19 protein-coding genes are annotated in these 15,891 nt (G+C 45.3%); 3 read left to right on the forward strand and 16 right to left on the reverse strand.

Translation table 11 applies throughout. The annotated features are described in order from the left end of the window. Positions 1-19: 19 nt before the first annotated feature. The 7 genes from N39L_RS08850 to N39L_RS08880 form a co-directional block, all read right to left on the reverse strand. Positions 20-142 carry a hypothetical protein gene (locus N39L_RS08850; protein ID WP_286131440.1) on the reverse strand — a complete coding sequence of 41 codons (123 nt, stop codon included), beginning with the start codon at positions 140-142 and terminating at the stop codon, positions 20-22. Positions 143-147: 5 nt separating this feature from the next. Continuing rightward, positions 148-306 carry a hypothetical protein gene (locus tag N39L_RS08855; protein WP_014274976.1) on the reverse strand — a complete coding sequence of 53 codons (159 nt, stop codon included), beginning with the start codon at positions 304-306 and terminating at the stop codon, positions 148-150. Between the two features lie 288 nt (positions 307-594). Beyond that, on the reverse strand, positions 595-753 hold the full coding sequence (locus N39L_RS08860; RefSeq protein ID WP_014274976.1) for a hypothetical protein: 159 nt from the start codon (positions 751-753) through the stop codon (positions 595-597). 269 nt (positions 754-1,022) lie between these two features. Next, the gene (locus N39L_RS08865; protein ID WP_286131441.1) at positions 1,023-1,145 is read right to left on the reverse strand and encodes a hypothetical protein; all 123 of its coding nucleotides are present in this window, start codon (positions 1,143-1,145) and stop codon (positions 1,023-1,025) included. Between the two features lie 285 nt (positions 1,146-1,430). Next, positions 1,431-1,553, reverse strand: a complete 123-nt coding sequence (locus N39L_RS08870; protein WP_286131441.1) for a hypothetical protein — start codon at positions 1,551-1,553, stop codon at positions 1,431-1,433. A 5-nt stretch (positions 1,554-1,558) separates the two neighbouring features. Beyond that, positions 1,559-1,693, reverse strand: a complete 135-nt coding sequence (locus N39L_RS08875; protein WP_286131442.1) for a hypothetical protein — start codon at positions 1,691-1,693, stop codon at positions 1,559-1,561. A gap of 126 nt (positions 1,694-1,819) precedes the next feature. Next, positions 1,820-2,338: a hypothetical protein gene (locus N39L_RS08880; protein WP_006617763.1), complete on the reverse strand. Its 519-nt coding sequence runs from the start codon at positions 2,336-2,338 to the stop codon at positions 1,820-1,822. Positions 2,339-2,594: 256 nt separating this feature from the next. On the opposite strand from N39L_RS08880, the gene N39L_RS08885 reads away from it, so the two are divergent. Then, positions 2,595-4,628 carry an FAD-dependent oxidoreductase gene (locus N39L_RS08885; RefSeq protein ID WP_006617762.1) on the forward strand — a complete coding sequence of 678 codons (2,034 nt, stop codon included), beginning with the start codon at positions 2,595-2,597 and terminating at the stop codon, positions 4,626-4,628. 129 nt (positions 4,629-4,757) lie between these two features. After that, on the forward strand, positions 4,758-5,261 hold the full coding sequence (locus N39L_RS08890) for a hypothetical protein (RefSeq protein WP_006617761.1): 504 nt from the start codon (positions 4,758-4,760) through the stop codon (positions 5,259-5,261). 255 nt (positions 5,262-5,516) lie between these two features. On the opposite strand, the gene N39L_RS08895 is transcribed toward N39L_RS08890, so the two are convergent. From N39L_RS08895 to N39L_RS08910, 4 genes are all read right to left on the reverse strand, one after another. Further along, positions 5,517-5,984 (reverse strand): hypothetical protein, encoded by a 468-nt coding sequence (locus tag N39L_RS08895; protein ID WP_014274977.1) that lies wholly within the window; start codon positions 5,982-5,984, stop codon positions 5,517-5,519. Between the two features lie 97 nt (positions 5,985-6,081). Continuing rightward, on the reverse strand, positions 6,082-7,758 hold the full coding sequence (locus N39L_RS08900; protein WP_014274978.1) for a DUF3352 domain-containing protein: 1,677 nt from the start codon (positions 7,756-7,758) through the stop codon (positions 6,082-6,084). Between the two features lie 81 nt (positions 7,759-7,839). Beyond that, a complete protein-coding gene (locus N39L_RS08905; RefSeq protein WP_234933684.1) occupies positions 7,840-8,091 on the reverse strand; it encodes a hypothetical protein in 252 nt (83 codons plus the stop codon). Positions 8,092-8,165: 74 nt separating this feature from the next. Next, complete coding sequence (locus N39L_RS08910; RefSeq protein WP_014274980.1) at positions 8,166-10,433, reverse strand: heavy metal translocating P-type ATPase; 2,268 nt, start codon at positions 10,431-10,433, stop codon at positions 8,166-8,168. Between the two features lie 15 nt (positions 10,434-10,448). Here N39L_RS08910 and N39L_RS08915 point away from each other — a divergent pair, with 15 nt between their 5' ends. Then, positions 10,449-10,589 carry a hypothetical protein gene (locus N39L_RS08915; RefSeq protein ID WP_162097028.1) on the forward strand — a complete coding sequence of 47 codons (141 nt, stop codon included), beginning with the start codon at positions 10,449-10,451 and terminating at the stop codon, positions 10,587-10,589. A gap of 157 nt (positions 10,590-10,746) precedes the next feature. On the opposite strand, the gene dnaX is transcribed toward N39L_RS08915, so the two are convergent. Genes dnaX through N39L_RS08940 form a run of 5 tightly spaced genes read right to left on the reverse strand, consistent with a single transcriptional unit; the run spans position 10,747 to position 15,790 of the window. Next, positions 10,747-13,050, reverse strand: coding sequence for a DNA polymerase III subunit gamma/tau (gene dnaX / locus N39L_RS08920; protein ID WP_014274982.1), 2,304 nt, complete (start codon positions 13,048-13,050; stop codon positions 10,747-10,749). Positions 13,051-13,084: 34 nt separating this feature from the next. Continuing rightward, positions 13,085-13,717 (reverse strand): C-phycocyanin alpha-cysteine-84 phycocyanobilin lyase subunit CpcF, encoded by a 633-nt coding sequence (gene cpcF, locus N39L_RS08925; protein WP_014274983.1) that lies wholly within the window; start codon positions 13,715-13,717, stop codon positions 13,085-13,087. Next, positions 13,714-14,589 carry a C-phycocyanin alpha-cysteine-84 phycocyanobilin lyase subunit CpcE gene (cpcE, locus tag N39L_RS08930; protein WP_014274984.1) on the reverse strand — a complete coding sequence of 292 codons (876 nt, stop codon included), beginning with the start codon at positions 14,587-14,589 and terminating at the stop codon, positions 13,714-13,716. The genes cpcF and cpcE overlap by 4 nt, the downstream gene beginning before the upstream one ends. Before the next feature lie 25 nt (positions 14,590-14,614). Further along, positions 14,615-14,878: a rod-capping linker protein CpcD gene (gene cpcD, locus N39L_RS08935; RefSeq protein ID WP_014274985.1), complete on the reverse strand. Its 264-nt coding sequence runs from the start codon at positions 14,876-14,878 to the stop codon at positions 14,615-14,617. Between the two features lie 45 nt (positions 14,879-14,923). Next, complete coding sequence (locus tag N39L_RS08940) at positions 14,924-15,790, reverse strand: phycobilisome linker polypeptide (protein WP_014274986.1); 867 nt, start codon at positions 15,788-15,790, stop codon at positions 14,924-14,926. Positions 15,791-15,891: the final 101 nt, after the last annotated feature.

Raw genomic sequence — 15,891 nt, forward strand, 5'->3', positions numbered from 1 at the left:
TATCCGTATCTGACGCACCCTACAGGTTGACATCTATTTTAGGCTGACGCACCACAGCACAGCGATCGCCATGGTGCGTCAGAAATCCATTTCTTCCCTTGATGATAATTATCCGTATCTGACGCACCCTACAGGTTGACATCTATTTTAGGCTGACGCACCACAGCACAGCGATCGCCATGGTGCGTCAGAAATCCATTTCCTCTTGACATCTATTTTAGGCTGACGCACCACAGCACAGCGATCGCCATGGTGCGTCAGAAATCCATTTCTTCCCTTGATGATAATTATCCGTATCTGACGCACCCTACAGGGTTACATCTATTTTAGGCTGACGCACCACAGCTTGATCATATAATCCGTAGGGTGCGTCAGAAGCGGACTCTCTGAATCCTCACCGGACAATTTGCGCCTGACGCACCACCTATTAATATAATCCGTAGGGTGCGTCAGAAGCGGACCATATGAATCCTCACCGGACAATTTGCGCCTGACGCACCACAGCACAGCGATCGCCATGGTGCGTCAGAAATCCATTTCTTCCCTTGATGATAATTATCCGTATCTGACGCACCTTACAGGTTGACATCTATTTTAGGCTGACGCACCACAGCACAGCGATCGCCATGGTGCGTCAGAAATCCATTTCCTCTTGACATCTATTTTAGGCTGACGCACCACAGCACAGCGATCGCCATGGTGCGTCAGAAATCCATTTCTTCCCTTGATGATAATTATCCGTATCTGACGCACCCTACAGGGTTACATCTATTTTAGGCTGACGCACCACAGCTTGATCATATAATCCGTAGGGTGCGTCAGAAGCGGACTCTCTGAATCCTCACCGGACAATTTGCGCCTGACGCACCACCTATTAATATAATCCGTAGGGTGCGTCAGAAGCGGACCATATGAATCCTCACCGGACAATTTGCGCCTGACGCACCACAGCACAGCGATCGCCATGGTGCGTCAGAAATCCATTTCTTCCCTTGATGATAATTATCCGTATCTGACGCACCCTACAGGTTGACATCTATTTTAGGCTGACGCACCACAGCACAGCGATCGCCATGGTGCGTCAGAAATCCATTTCTTCCCTTGATGATAATTATCCGTATCTGACGCACCTTACAGGTTGACATCTATTTTAGGCTGACGCACCACAGCACAGCGATCGCCATGGTGCGTCAGAAATCCATTTCTTCCCTTGATGATAATTATCCGTATCTGACGCACCCTACAGGGTTACATCTATTTTAGGCTGACGCACCACAGCTTGATCATATAATCCGTAGGGTGCGTCAGAAGCCGACTATATGAATCCTCACCGGACAATTTGCGCCTGACGCACCACAGCACAGCGATCGCCATGGTGCGTCAGAAATCCATTTCTTCCCTTGATGATAATTATCCGTATCTGACGCACCTTACAGGTTGACATCTATTTTAGGCTGACGCACCACAGCACAGCGATCGCCATGGTGCGTCAGAAATCCATTTCTTCCCTTGATGATAATTATCCGTATCTGACGCACCTTACAGGTTGACATCTATTTTAGGCTGACGCACCACAGCACAGCGATCGCCATGGTGCGTCAGAAATCCATTTCCTCTTGACATCTATTTTAGGCTGACGCACCACAGCACAGCGATCGCCATGGTGCGTCAGAAATCCATTTCCTCTTGACATCTATTTTAGGCTGACGCACCACAGCACAGCGATCGCCATGGTGCGTCAGAAATCCATTTCTTCCCTTGATTATAATTATCCTTATCTGACGCACCCCACAGGTTGACATCTATTTTGCCTGATTAATTACCCCATATTTAATCTGTCTAACTGATGGTAATTAAACATAATTTTCTGAATTTTGGCGAAGACCGAACCTAATTCTATTTGGTCAATAGGTAGTAAATCCAGAACCTCTAAAACCCGTTGCAATCCCAAAATAATTTCTGCCCGCAAGTGTAGGGCGGGAAATCCTGGTAATAAATCCTGCGCCCCTTGTCTGATAGCCCAAAGACGTTCTGCCTGTGAGACTTTTGCGGCGGTTTCATGGGTTAAAATAACTTGAACTTCGGGATAGTTAAAATTACACCAACGACAAAATTCATAGGGGCTTTGTTCTTGCTTTATAAAATACATGACATCAACAATACATAAATCAGGGAGCTGGTTTATCAGAGATTTCTTCTGCAACAATAACTGTAAATGGGAGGATTTATAGTAGTTGTAAACTGATAGACCTTGGGAAGACAAGATTAAATTCCAAATCATTTGCTGTGGCTTCGAGATTTGAGCAACTAGGACAGTTTTAGGAGGGTTATTTATCATACAAAAACTCACTTTTTGTTAATCAAGCACAATCCCATCAGTCGAAATAAATCAACCTTCAGTAATAGCTTTTAATGGTTTTTGTAGAGACACCCTTAACCTAAATAACAAGAATCACCAAATCTTGAAATCCGACTGACTAAAATTTAGACTCCGTGTTATGATCTATAAAATAGCCGTTTTTAAACTCAACCCCAAGTGCTAATTATAGCATGGGGACTGGTAATCTTAATCTCAATCAACTAATTAGTTGCCAATGCCTGAATTTCATCAATTCCTAAATTTGCCATCTATTTCTCGCCGACAAGCTATCAAGATTTTAGGAGTCAGTATAGCTGGTGGAATCCTAGGCTATTCCCGATTCAAAAAACCACAACCCACTATCACAGAAAAAGACTCAATTGCTCTTCCCTATAGCTTAAACAACCCCAAAAAAGTTGTTGTAGTCGGTGCCGGATTAGCAGGTTTAGCCTGTGCCTACGAACTCAGCCAACGGGGGTTTGCAGTGACCTTATTGGAACGATCGCCCCAACTCGGTGGCAAAATTGCCAGTTGGCCGATTCAGGTAGGAAACCAGACGTTTATGATGGAACATGGGTTCCACGGTTTTTTCCCCCAGTATTATAACCTGAACAGCATCATTGAGGAACTCCACATCAGAGATAATTTTTTATCTCTTAAATTCTACTCGGTAGTTCTGAGAAATAACACTTATGATCCGGAAGTGTTTCGCCCCAATCATTCAGCCTTTCCCTGGAATATAGTAGATTTAGCGATCGCATCACCCAACCGACTCCGGTGGGGAATTAACCTCACTAAACGCCAACACTGGGAAGTTTTCCGAGAAATTGGTGGTTTTGCTATTCCCGACAGCTTTGAAAGACTAGATCAGATTTCCGTCAGCGACTGGGTAAAGGGAGAATTTCCCCAGGGTCTTTATGACTTGTACTTTCTCCCCTTCGCTAAGTCTAGCCTAAATGCGCCGGATTCTCTGAGTGCGGGAGAACTTATGCAGTTTTTCCATTTCTACTTTTTCGGGAACCCAGAAGGACTAGCCTTTGACGGGACTCGCGAAGATATGGGTAGCAGTCTCGTCCAACCCATAGCCGATGCAATTATTGCTAAAGGGGGTAAAATTATCACCGGAGTCGCAGTCTCTGAGGTGAAATGGCGGGACGGACAAATTGACTCCCTCACCTACACCACCGGAGACCGTCACGGGTTAGCACCTTTTTGGGTAGATCGCCATGTCAGTTTAGGAAACACTGGGGAATATTTTGGCGCGGCGGATGAAGTTTATGCTGTTAACCCCGACAAAACGGAAGCCATTTCCCTCACCTGTACTCACCAAGGTTGTACAGTTAATCAGGAGTCTGATGGACGTTTTTACTGTCCCTGTCATGGCGCTATTTATGATCAACAGGGTCGGGTGATTTCTGGTCCCCCTAAACAGGATTTACCCCGCTTTAAGGTTCTCCAATATGACACTACTCGCCTACAGTTAATTGCTGAAAATAACAAACCCCCCAAGGGTAGGGGGGATAATAGGGAGCTAAAACAGGAGGTAAGCTCGCTCTACTCTAAAATGGCGGATTCTGAACTTTCCGTTACATCTGTTACACAATCTACGATTAGTTTAGCAGCGGACTATTACATATTTGCTACTGATGTTCCGGGGGTTAAATCTTTATTTTCGCTGTCTGCAGGGGATGTTAACCCACAGGTTCAACAACAGATCGAAAAATTAGCGATCGCTGACCCCTTTGCGGTGTGTCGATTCTGGTTTGACCGCGATTTTCCCTGGGAACATAGCGATTTTACCTCGGTATCGGGTTATCAATTAACCGATAGCATTACCCTATATCATCGCCTTCAAGACACTTATAAACAGTGGCATCAACAGACCGGAGGAAGTGTGGTAGAACTCCACGCCTACTGCTATAAAGAAGCGGATTTCCCCACTCAATCAGCCTTGCTGACTACCTTTGAACAAGAACTATATGAAATAGTCCCGGAACTGCAAAATGCCACGCTATTACATCGAGAATTAGTCAATCAAAAGAACTTTTCCGGCTATCCACCGGGTAGTTATAGCGATCGCCCTTGCACAAATTCCGGTGTTCCTAATCTCCAATTTGCGGGAGATTGGGTAAAAATGCCTTTTCCCTGTGGTTTAATGGAAAGGGCGGTTAGTAGTGGCTTATTGGCAGCCAATCATATTATACACGAAGAAGGATTGCAAAGGCGGCCATTATTATCAGTCCATCCCAAGGGGATTTTCAGCATTTAACATCACACATAAAAACCTTGACAATTGGAGTAATTTGTGATAATAAACAACCCAGAAATTGAGGTTATTTGTTAAGTGCATCGATGGAAAACCTCATGAAACCTAGTATTGGTATCACCACCCATAATTATGACAAATAAACCAGAACCCAACCCCAACTCAGAAACTGACTATCAATTAGACAGAGATATTCTTTCGGGTCGTCAATTCACCTTGGCTGATGTTATCGGTAGGGAAGGAGGCAGTTTTTTAAAGGGGGAATCACCCATCCCCATTTTAACCCAGGCTATCAATGAAATCAATGGATTTATTAGCAAAAATCTTTCGGACTCCCCTGGTGCATTAAAAATGGTTTTGCAGACTTGGGTAAAAAATGATTCAGGAGTTACAAAAAAGGTAAATCAACCCCTAATAGCGTTGCGCGATATCCTAGAATCCATTACCTCTAATTTAGAATTACTGTATGAATTTGTGCGACAAGTTGATTTTAAATGGGGACAAATGTATGATGAATTACCTCACTTTCAGCAACCCGGACAAGAACCCCATCCTGATGATGAATATACCCATGAATCGGTCAAAAAACAATTAACTGACTTATTAGAAAAGGTGAATAATCACCTATCAATATAAACCGGGGTTAATTCGGGCAAGAATATGGTCTATATGCCGACATATACAGCAGCTTTTAATATAGGGATAGGGGGCTGTTTAAGTAACCTTTAATAGAAAGGCTTGATGACAGGTAGGAAGTCACAAAAAACGGGTTTCTGGCGTTTAGGGCTAAGTCTTAATTTCCCTAGCCCAAATGTTCATAGAAACCCGATATTAAGGTGGCGATTTAACTTTCGTCGATCGCCTATGACTTCCTATGGTGTCCGCCAGAATTTAGTAGATAAAAATACCTCCAGTTGATTGAATATTAACAGTGCGTAACCCAGCTTGGTCGCCACTAGGTCTGACTGTGAGGGTGATGTTGTTATTAACAACTTCGAGGTTATATTGCAGACTCAAAGAAGCAACTAAGGGGTTAATCACGACATAAGAATCTAGGGGAAGGTTGTTATAACTAATACTTTGTCCATTAGCTAAATTGGCGGTTCCCGTGGTGGTCAAACCATACTCCAGGGTAACACTAGATTGATTAACGAGGGTTAGGTTAACCGACTGTTGTGGATTAATTCGGGCGACAGGTTGCCAAGGTCCGGGGTTATAGGTAGAAGCTGCTGGGGGATTTTGGGCTAGAATAACTCCTGTAATTGTTTCGGAAGCATTAAGGGTTTTTGGCTGTACTACCAATGATAAACACAAGGTAGTTGCTACACCCAGTCCGACTACATTAAGATGACGGTTCATTTTATGATTCTCCTGAATACAGGCTAACATCAAGTGCGAGGAGTTATCTGTATTATTGCCCAATCTGGATGTTTTGGATAGCCAATTAACTAGGAGTTTATTGGAGGTGGGCGAAAACAGTGGCTTTTTGTACGCCATTTTCCCGACCCCTGGCGCTGATAGTAAGCGATCGCAAATGATTAAAGAAGGGTTGGGCGGATAATTCCACCAATCTTAGTAAAGGCATTTGTTGGCGTAAAATTGGCCGACTGACATCCCAATCAATATAAAAATAGCCATCATTTTTTCCAGAGAGTAATTTGATGCTATTGCTAAATTCGGGATTAGTCAGAATGTTTCCAGTTTCCACCCTATGGATAGCTGCATCCATCGCCTCAACAGAAGTGGTAAAAATTTCATAATCCCCAACCGTCGCGTGAACCCCCATGGCTTCCGCTTCAATCACCTGTTTTTTGGGGCTGGTCTTATTTTTAGACTTAATGGGAACAGTTTTAAGTTGTGTCCAAGCCCATAGGGTATAGTCCCCTAATACAAAACTCCCGACACTGTAACCCCTCTCAGTTGCGATCGCATCTAAAGCCTCAATAGCAGTTGCGGCTAAAGGGGTGCGTTTGGCGACAAATACCCAATCATTGCGATCGCCTATGGGGTGGGGGACTAGGGCGAGGGCGTATTCTTCTGTTACCCAATTAAAAATATCTTCGGGTAAATCAACACCCCAACTTTCTTGTATGGAAACCCGCGCGCGTGTTAAAACTCCCCCCAAGGTCTCATTACTCCCGATAGTCCCGGAGGTTTGCGCCCACAAATCGTTTAAATCTCGTCCGGTCACTACTAGGGGACTATTGGCGCTGATATAGTTTAAAGCCTTGGGGGGTTCTGACAATAACGGCGGCTCAAATTCTTCGCTGGTGGTAGCAATTATGGCTGTATCTGCTAATAATCCTTGGGGGTTTAGGGTCAGTCCGAGGGCTAAACTTGGTTGAATGGGTAGGGCGTTAATTTCATCGGGGGTTAATTCCCAATTCCCTAAATTTAGAAATACTAATCCAATTTGGCTGGAGTCTAAAGCGGCGATCGCTTTTTGATAAGTCTCGGAGTTGGCTAGGTTGAGGGTTGATACCTGGAAATTATTAATGGCTTCCCGCAATACTTTGGGATAGTTAGCAAATAAAATAAAGCGATCGCTTAATACTGCTGTCGCTAATGTGGGCGCTAATTCTACCGACTCCCTTTGGCGGTAGGTAATACTTACGCCTCGATAGGTTTCCGAGGTTACCATTACTCCCGACACCGCTTGTCGTTGCCAAAATAATTCCAGAAATTCCTGACTCTGTTGGGGATTTTGGCTGGTGAGGGCGAGAAGATATCCCGGTTGTTTATCATTGCTACTGTCGCGATCAATATCTGCGGCTATCAGAGACAGGGTTATTTCCCCCCCTAACCACGGTTTAATATCCCGTTTGTAGTTGAGTCCTGTATTCCCTAGTAATATCTTTTTAAATCGGTTAAATTCCTGATGCGATCGCTGTCTTTGTTTCGGTTCAGCTAATACCTGGCGGAAGGCTTCCAGGCGGTCTGGGTTCACCAACAACGATGCCGTAAACGGCGCATTTTTGGGCACAAATACTGTCGCTGTAGGAATGGTTTTGGCATTCGCCTTCAATAACGATAGGGGAGTTTCACCTAATAGCGTCAGGAAGAAACTCACCCCCACCAGTAGCAGGGTCGCAGTGGCGATACCTAACAGAATGAAAAAGGACTTCAGCTTCATATTAATCTGAGTTTACGGGGGACGGTTGATTGATCAACATAGTCTCACCAATATCTTCTCACAGATGGGAGTTTGGCGAACCTAATCACCAGATTTTTTCCTGGGAGGTTCGCTGAACATAAACCACCACAATTCTAACCCAATTAAGCCTATCCCTGCTAGGGTGATACCTAGTTTTAAGCCTAGGGGTTGTTCGATTTTACTAAATTTACCATATTCGCCACCACCATGATGATGATGGTGCGGTGATGCGATCGCTTCCACCGGAATAGATGCGATCGCACCTAATAACATTAACATCATGAAACAATTATTGATTCCTCTAACTTTCATCATCTTGTGCGCCTCTGGGTTTGTTTACTAGCTAAGTGAAGCATGATTAATTAGTAGGTGATTGGGGATTTTTTCTATAACCGAGTTCGCTGCAATCTTAACGCATTTGTCACCACAGAAAGCGAACTCATAGCCATCGCCGCCCCTGCTATAATAGGATTAAGTAACCAATTGGTTAGCGGGAATAAAACCCCAGCCGCGAGGGGGATACTGGCTGTATTGTAGAAAAAGGCAAAAAACAGATTTTGGCGGATATTCTTCATGGTAGCACGGCTGAGTTTAATCGCCGTCACAATCCCCTGTAAATCTCCCGAAATTAACGTAATATCTCCGGCGGCGATCGCCACATCAGTTCCCGTCCCGATCGCCATTCCTACATCAGCTTGTGCTAAGGCTGGCGCGTCATTAATTCCATCTCCTACCATCGCTACAATCGCCCGTTTTTTAGACTTTGTAACCCTCTCCTGTTGCAGAGATTTAATAATCTCTGATTTCCGGTCAGGACGGACTTGGGCAAATACCCTATCTATCGCTACCTGTTGAGCGATCGCTTCCGCCGTTTTCTGATTATCTCCCGTTACCATTACCACCTGTAATTCCATCGATTTTAAAGCCTTTACCGCTGCCACTGAAGCCGGTTTAAGACTATCTGCAATCCCCAATAATCCCTCGATTTCCCCATCAATAGCAATCCAAGCCGTCGTCTGTGCTTGTGTTTCCCAACTGCCTTGTTTATCTTTAAAAATACTCGTATCAATTCCCAACTCTTCCATCCATATAGAAGTACCAATTTGGATTAAGCGATCGGACACATTCGCCTGTACCCCCATTCCCGCCATTGCTTCAAATTCCACTACTTCCGGTAAAGGTAATTCCACCTCCTGAGATTTAGCATATTCCACAATCGCCTCAGCTAAAGGATGTTCTGATTTGGCTTCCACAGCCGCCACCATCCGCAGCAGTTTTAACTCATGATTATTAGTCGTTCCTCCCACCGTGATATAATTAATTACTTTCGGCTTACCCTCCGTCAAAGTTCCCGTTTTATCTAAAACTATAGTCTGGATTTTGTGGGCTAATTCTAGGCTGTCTCCCCCCTTAATTAAAATACCATGTTCCGCACCCAAACCCGTCCCGACCATTACCGAGGTCGGAGTCGCTAATCCCAACGCACAAGGACAAGCGATAATTAATACACCTACCATAGTCACTATAGCTAGGGTAATATTTCCCGTCCAATTAAACCAGATCACAAAAGTAGCGATCGCTATAGCTATCACTGCCGGGACAAACCAGCTAGTTACCTGATCCGCTAATCTTTGAATCGGTGCTTTTGAACCTTGCGCCTGTCGTACTAACTGCACAATTTGCGCCAAAACAGTTTCTTCTCCCACCCGTGCAGCCGTAAACTTAAAGCTACCAGTTTTATTAATTGTCGCCCCAATCACTTCATCACCAATCTGCTTTTCTACTGGCACACTTTCCCCCGTAACCATTGATTCATCTACCGTCGATCGCCCTTCGATTATCTCTCCATCAACCGGGATTTTTTCCCCCGGACGAACTATCACAATATCTCCCACCTGCACCAATTCAATCGCGATATCTTCCTCCTTACCATCACGAATCACGCGGGCAGTTTTTGCTTGTAATCCTATTAATTTTTTGATGGCTTCTGACATTTTCCCTTTGGCGCGATGTTCTAACCATCTCCCCACTAAAACCAACGCAATAATCATCGCCGCCGACTCATAATAAACATCGGGACTCAATCCCTGACCCAACAAAACATTAGGAAATAACGTCACAAACACCGAGTACACATAAGCCACACCTGTACCAATCGAAGTTAGAGTATTCATGTCGGCGTTACGCTGCTTAAATCCTTTAATTGCACCCGTAAAACAACCTTGACCACACCAAAACATCACCGGAGTAGTTAACACAAATTGCAGCCAGGGATGATGCAGCCAACCCGGTATAAAATGGATGTCTAAACCTGTCATCATTGGTAAGCCACCAATCATCAAGAATAAACTCACAAATCCCGAAAATGCCACCTTCTTAATTAGTGCTTTTTCCTCCGCATCACTCTCCGACTCTCCAGGCTTTTCTAACTTTCCTAAACCCCCTAAAGGTTTGGTTGTATATCCAGCGTCAGAAATCGCTTCTTGAATTGCCTCTAAACTGACCGCTTCTGGGTTATAATCTATGGCAGCTTGTTCAGCGCCAAAGTTAACTTGACATTGATTAACTCCATCAAGTCTATTCACTACTATTTCAATGCGGGATGCACAGGATGCACAACTCATCCCCCCCACTTGTAAATGAGTGGTTTTCATGGCGAAAATTTACCTTTGACAATTTCATACATTGAGTTTAAAGTCTCCTGTGAACTGGAGAGTCAACAAAAAAACCCGATTTCTCCCAGACCCCTTGACAAACTCAGAGCGATCGCTTATCATGGTCTCGTGGGGGTAACATGGCTATACGCTTGATTTTTTATTCAACACTACCCCCTCAAAAAACCCGATTTCTCCCAGACCCCTTGACAAACTCAGAGCGATCGCTTATCATGGTCTCGTGGGGGTAACATGGCTATACGCTTGATTTTTTATTCAACACTGCCAAGAAACCCGATTTCTCCAGTAAGACTTAAAAAGGTACGTCATCTTCACTGTCATCATCTTCTGGAGAATCAAACTCTATAGTATCCTCGAATTCCACAGAAGAAGAAGAAACAGTTGTCACCTGTGTATTTTCCGTAGACAAAGGGATAATTTCCCCATCAAAAAACTCCGCCAGTTTTTCAGCCGCCATAGCCACATCATCAACCGGAGTATTATTTAAATCATGATCTACGTTAACCGAAACCTCCGCCGTCTTAGGAGTTGTTAATTCGGGCGGTTTATCAGTTTCTGTTTCCCTAGTAGGTGGTGGCGGGGGTTCCGGTGGAGGTGGTGGAGGCTGTACCCTCTCAGTCATCGGTTTTTTTTCAGGCTCAACCCCAGGAGAAATCGGCCCCATTCCCACTTCTAAATTTACCTGAATTTTAGTCTTAAAAACCTTCTGACAAGCAACTTCTAAACTAGCAATTTTCGTCTGGGCTATTTTTAATAATGGAGGCGATTTAATCCCAATACAGACTACATTACCATGGTGCGATCGCAAACAACCATGTTGACGCATCAAAGCCTGAGTTCCAAATTGTTCGATCGCACTAAGTATCTGTTCCCAAAGTTCCCCCAGACCATAGTTTACAGGTTCCTCTTGATGAGCAGTAGTAGGCTGTTCTAATGGCGGCGGGGGTGGTGGCGGCGGCGGGGGTGCAGCAGACACAGGAACAGCTTCTGAGGGAGCTTGAGTAGGCGCAGGAGGCTTATAAACAGGCTGTGACCTCATTTTTGAGGTAGGCTGAGGCTGTACATTTACCACCTCTGTAGATACAGTTTGAGGACGCAAAGCCTCCGGTAATAACCCTAATAAAGTCACCTCCAACCATAAACGCGGCTGAGTGGTATTTTTAATCTGTACCTCGCTATCGCGCAGATGTTTTTGACCAGCCAGGATAATTTCATGTTCCCAGCGTTGGGAAAACGCACATAAACTTTCCCAAGTCGGTTGAGTAAGTTTCACTAAATCCTGGCGATTTGGTGCGCTTTTAGCGATTAATAAATCTCGGTAAAATTCCCCCAGATTTTGCAGCACAATTAAAGGTTCTCGACCCCGGTTAAGTAACTCCCTGGTTTGGTCTAAAATCCCCGTCGCGTTACCCTCTGCGATCGCCTCTAATAAAGTCATCAAATCCCGTTCAGGAACCGCCCCCACCAAGTCCCAAACCCGTTCTACAGTAATTTCACCTGACAGTAAACTTAATTGGTCTAACAGGCTTTCCGCATCCCTTAATCCTCCCTGAGCAATTTGAGCCACCATCATCACCGCTTCCGGTGTAATAGCAATGTTTTCCTTAGCGGCGATAGTTTCTAAATGAGTCGCCATGGCTTGTAAAGGAATGCGCCGAAAATCAAAGCGCTGACATCGAGAAATAATCGTCGGGAGAACCCGTTGAGGGTCCGTAGTCGCCAGCACAAACACCACCCGATCGGGTGGTTCTTCCAAGGTTTTTAGTAAAGCATTAAAAGCCGCCGTACTCAACATATGGCAATTGTGAACTAGCAGACCATTCGCCACAAAATTATGATTATGTTCTACCTCAATATCATAGACATGATTAACCCCTAACTTTTCGATAGATTCTACCTCTTGTAATCCCGTATTGACAGCCACATCAATTTCCGGTGATAATATCTTCATATTGGGGGTAATATCTGCCGCCTTTACCCAGCCTTTATCTGTCCTAATCAGATGATTACCAGTGCATTTAATCTCAGTCCGAATAGTTTTAATTTTCCAAGTCTCACGAACCCCCTGGTCAAGCCAGCGTAAAACCTGCTGCCATTCCCATTGTTGAGTAGACTCATTATAACTAAGAACTCGACATTCTTCGAGAGTCCGATCATCAATTCTCAGCCATCCGCGATCGCTTAAAATCAGAGCATCACCCGTCAGACATTCATCAATTACATAGACCTTATAGCGACATTGAACCGGGGAAAACTGCGTCCGTTCAATTAAATCCCGGATATGATCAACTCCCGTATTACTAGCAGCATCAATCTCCACAAAATCTAACGTCGCTCCCGTAGTGATACCCCGACAGACCTCGCAAATACCACAGGGAGTTTCTGTCGGGTTAGAACTTTGTAGACAGTTAAGAGATTTCGCTAAAATCCGCGCACTAGAAGTTTTACCAGTACCCCTCGGACCGGTAAATAAATAAGCCGGAGCAATACGCCGCGACCGGATCGCATTAGTCAGAGTTTGAGCGATCGTCTCTTGACCCACCAGAGCAGCAAAAGTTTGGGGACGATATTTGTGGTGAAGCGGTTCGTAGGTCACAGTAAAATCCCAACATCCCAAAAGCAACTAATTATTAACTAATCCCTAAGTTTACCCTCGCCAGACTAGCCCTAGCAGAAACCGCCGGAGTTTCATCATTATTAACCATCCCCTCCAACCTTTCAGCAACCTGTGTAAACCAATTGGGCTTATCCACCTCAGAAGCCGCCAAACCTTCCAAACCCACAACCGTCGCATAACGAACGATCCATTCCGTATCTTCAGAAGTATGCAGCAGAGTTTTTAGGGTTCTTTCCTTAGCCTCAGACACCACTTCTGATGACATATCCTCCCAGTGAATTGCTCCCAAACCCCGCGCCGCCGCACGACGCACACTCAGAGCAAAATCACTACCCGCCGCCTCCAGCAAAACATCCAAACCCCTAGGATCACCAATACCAGACAAAGCCCGCACCGCCCAAGCCCTAGCACCATAGTTATAACCATCTAACCTCTCTAGTAGCCCCACCACAGCAGGTTTACCAATGGCTATTAATCCCTCAACCGCCGCCACCGCCGCCCCAGGGTTGTTGTAACCCAAAACACGAATTAACATTGGTACTGCATCCACAGAACCCGTCGCCGCCAATTGTGACACCGCCCCTATCAGTTTTCCCGCAGAGTCCGCCTGTTCAACCGCTAAAATTAGTTCCTCAACCCTTGTCATAATAGAGAATCCATCAGCTTCATGATTTTAACTGCCTCTTCAGATAGGCATTTGTCGCCAATTTGACTGAGATGATGTTCCAGAATTCCCTGTAAAGCAATTAGTTTCAGGCTATTTTCAGCTAGGGTATTGGCGATAGGTTCCGCCGCCTCAAGGTATCCGATCGCCCCTAAATCCATTAAAGCACTGCGTCGCAATTGTAAATCTTCCCCCCCCAAAGCCACAATTAAGCGATCGCCATAAACCCGATCACCCGTAAGCTGATACATAGCCCTCAAAGCCGCATATTGTATTCTAGCGATCGGATGGTTTATAAAAGGTTCAATATCAGCTAACGCCTCAGTTGCACCCAGGGTTCCTATGGCTTCAATTACCGCATCATAAGGCTGTTTTAAATGGGGTTTACCCGCTATCGGTTCAGTATCTTCTACTCCACCCACCAATAACCCACGCAAAGCCGAAGCACAACTAGAGTCTCCCAGACCTTCCAAAGCCTGAGCCGCCGCCTCTCGTACATAAAAATCTGGGCAATCTAAGCATTTGACTAGGGGAGTCACCGCGCGCCGCGCGCCCAATTTACCCAAAGCCCGAGCCGCATTTCTCCGTAAAGGGTAGCCCCCGTCGGCCGTGCGATCGGACTCATCATCCAAAGCCCTAATTAACGCATCAACTGCGATCGGTTCATCAACACGAAAACGCCCCAACCACCAAGCCGCATAATAGCGACGATTTGGTTCTTGATGGTTTAGGGCGGCGATCGCCTGTTCTACTGTCCAAGCATCACCCCCTTCAGCTTCTCCCCCAGTTAAAGGCGCATTATCTGCGCCCACTAGGGGGGATGCACCTGGGGTTTTTGATTCAGAATCCTGCATGAAAATCAGAATTGAATGGTCTAAATTATTCGCCCTCAGCTTCAGACACCGTATTATCGGTAGTCATCGGCTCAATGCTAACAATTTTACCACCCATGCGGTTAATCCGCTGCATTTCCTGATTCATCCGATTGTAAGGAACAATTACAAATTGACTCCCACTCGAGCGAATCTGATATTCACTCTTGTCGGTTTCGTCATTCTGACGTATTCCCACCACTTCGTATTTAAAGAAGCGAGCGCCCGAAGGACTACTCCCCATTTTTCCAGCACTGATGTAACCCAACATTGTTCCTATTAATCTCCCAAAACAATCAAGTTTTCTCTTGCCATTCTAAATAGGCGTAATGCTGGCAATTGTGCCACCTTGGCGCTGAATTTCCCTCAGTTGTGCCGAAAGCTGCTCATAAGGAACAATGAAAGCCTTACTGCAACGACGTACTCTGGGATAACGGCGCTCACGAATTCCAGAAACCTCCAGACGGTAAGTCCGTCCCGCTTGCAGAACTCCACCTTGGCTGAACCCAGTGCTAGGAGTTACACTCTGTCCAGATGGACGATAGGACCAACCATCCGAATCCCCAGAAGGAGCCACTACCACAGAAGCGCGGTTAGAACCTAGTTCCTGCGCCAGACGAGACATAGTGCCTTCACCTTGGGCGCTATCACTGTTAGCATAACCCCGATACAGACGGAACATCCGGGTGAAACCAACCGTTTTTTGTCCCCGCTGAGTCTCGAAACCACGGTAGTAAGGAACAATATTCTCGCCGAAGCTCTCCAGATATTCTGGAGAATCAATATAAGAATCGATATCGGCATCGTACCCTTCGTTTTGGTATAAGTCTAAGTGGAAAACCACCTCTGACTCATCATAGGGAGCCCGACCCAACAGGTGTTTGTAATTTAGTTCAATTACACGGGTCTGGAAATTCGGGTAAAAGAATTTCTTTTTATAAAGTTCTGACTTCGCCACGCACCGCACAAATTCGCGTACAGTGATGCTACCATCGCACAACAGCGACTCCGCACTGATGAGGCGCTCAGAACTCATCAGATAATCATTACCCAGCAATTGACGGTATACCGCACGAATTACCTCTTGGGCATTTTCACGACTCCAATTGGGACGCAACTCTACCGGAGAACTCTCCTGGAAAGCTGTTGTCCCTAACCGAGACGATTGGGTTGTAATGGCCACTTAAATCCTCCTATAATCACAACGGAATTACTTGCGGCTTTAGTCCTAGACAATCTAACTTGATTATGCTATTGTTATTAACTGGTTAACAGTTAACAACT

Origin of the sequence: Limnospira platensis NIES-39 (assembly GCF_026000695.1) — a bacterium.
Classification (GTDB): domain Bacteria; phylum Cyanobacteriota; class Cyanobacteriia; order Cyanobacteriales; family Microcoleaceae; genus Limnospira; species Limnospira platensis.

Excerpts from the sequence above, each read along its gene's own strand:
- N39L_RS08850 (WP_286131440.1), bottom strand. The coding sequence starts at position 142 with ATGTCAACCTGTAGGGTGCGTCAGATACGGATAATTATCATCAAGGGA.
- N39L_RS08865 (WP_286131441.1), bottom strand. The coding sequence starts at position 1,145 with ATGTCAACCTGTAAGGTGCGTCAGATACGGATAATTATCATCAAGGGA.
- N39L_RS08870 (WP_286131441.1), bottom strand. The coding sequence starts at position 1,553 with ATGTCAACCTGTAAGGTGCGTCAGATACGGATAATTATCATCAAGGGA.
- N39L_RS08875 (WP_286131442.1), bottom strand. The coding sequence starts at position 1,693 with ATGTCAAGAGGAAATGGATTTCTGACGCACCATGGCGATCGCTGTGCT.
- N39L_RS08880 (WP_006617763.1), bottom strand. The coding sequence starts at position 2,338 with ATGATAAATAACCCTCCTAAAACTGTCCTAGTTGCTCAAATCTCGAAG.
- N39L_RS08885 (WP_006617762.1), top strand. The coding sequence starts at position 2,595 with ATGCCTGAATTTCATCAATTCCTAAATTTGCCATCTATTTCTCGCCGA.
- N39L_RS08890 (WP_006617761.1), top strand. The coding sequence starts at position 4,758 with ATGACAAATAAACCAGAACCCAACCCCAACTCAGAAACTGACTATCAA.
- N39L_RS08895 (WP_014274977.1), bottom strand. The coding sequence starts at position 5,984 with ATGAACCGTCATCTTAATGTAGTCGGACTGGGTGTAGCAACTACCTTG.
- N39L_RS08900 (WP_014274978.1), bottom strand. The coding sequence starts at position 7,758 with ATGAAGCTGAAGTCCTTTTTCATTCTGTTAGGTATCGCCACTGCGACC.
- N39L_RS08905 (WP_234933684.1), bottom strand. The coding sequence starts at position 8,091 with ATGAAAGTTAGAGGAATCAATAATTGTTTCATGATGTTAATGTTATTA.
- N39L_RS08910 (WP_014274980.1), bottom strand. The coding sequence starts at position 10,433 with ATGAAAACCACTCATTTACAAGTGGGGGGGATGAGTTGTGCATCCTGT.
- cpcF (WP_014274983.1), bottom strand. The coding sequence starts at position 13,717 with ATGACAAGGGTTGAGGAACTAATTTTAGCGGTTGAACAGGCGGACTCT.
- cpcE (WP_014274984.1), bottom strand. The coding sequence starts at position 14,589 with ATGCAGGATTCTGAATCAAAAACCCCAGGTGCATCCCCCCTAGTGGGC.
- cpcD (WP_014274985.1), bottom strand. The coding sequence starts at position 14,878 with ATGTTGGGTTACATCAGTGCTGGAAAAATGGGGAGTAGTCCTTCGGGC.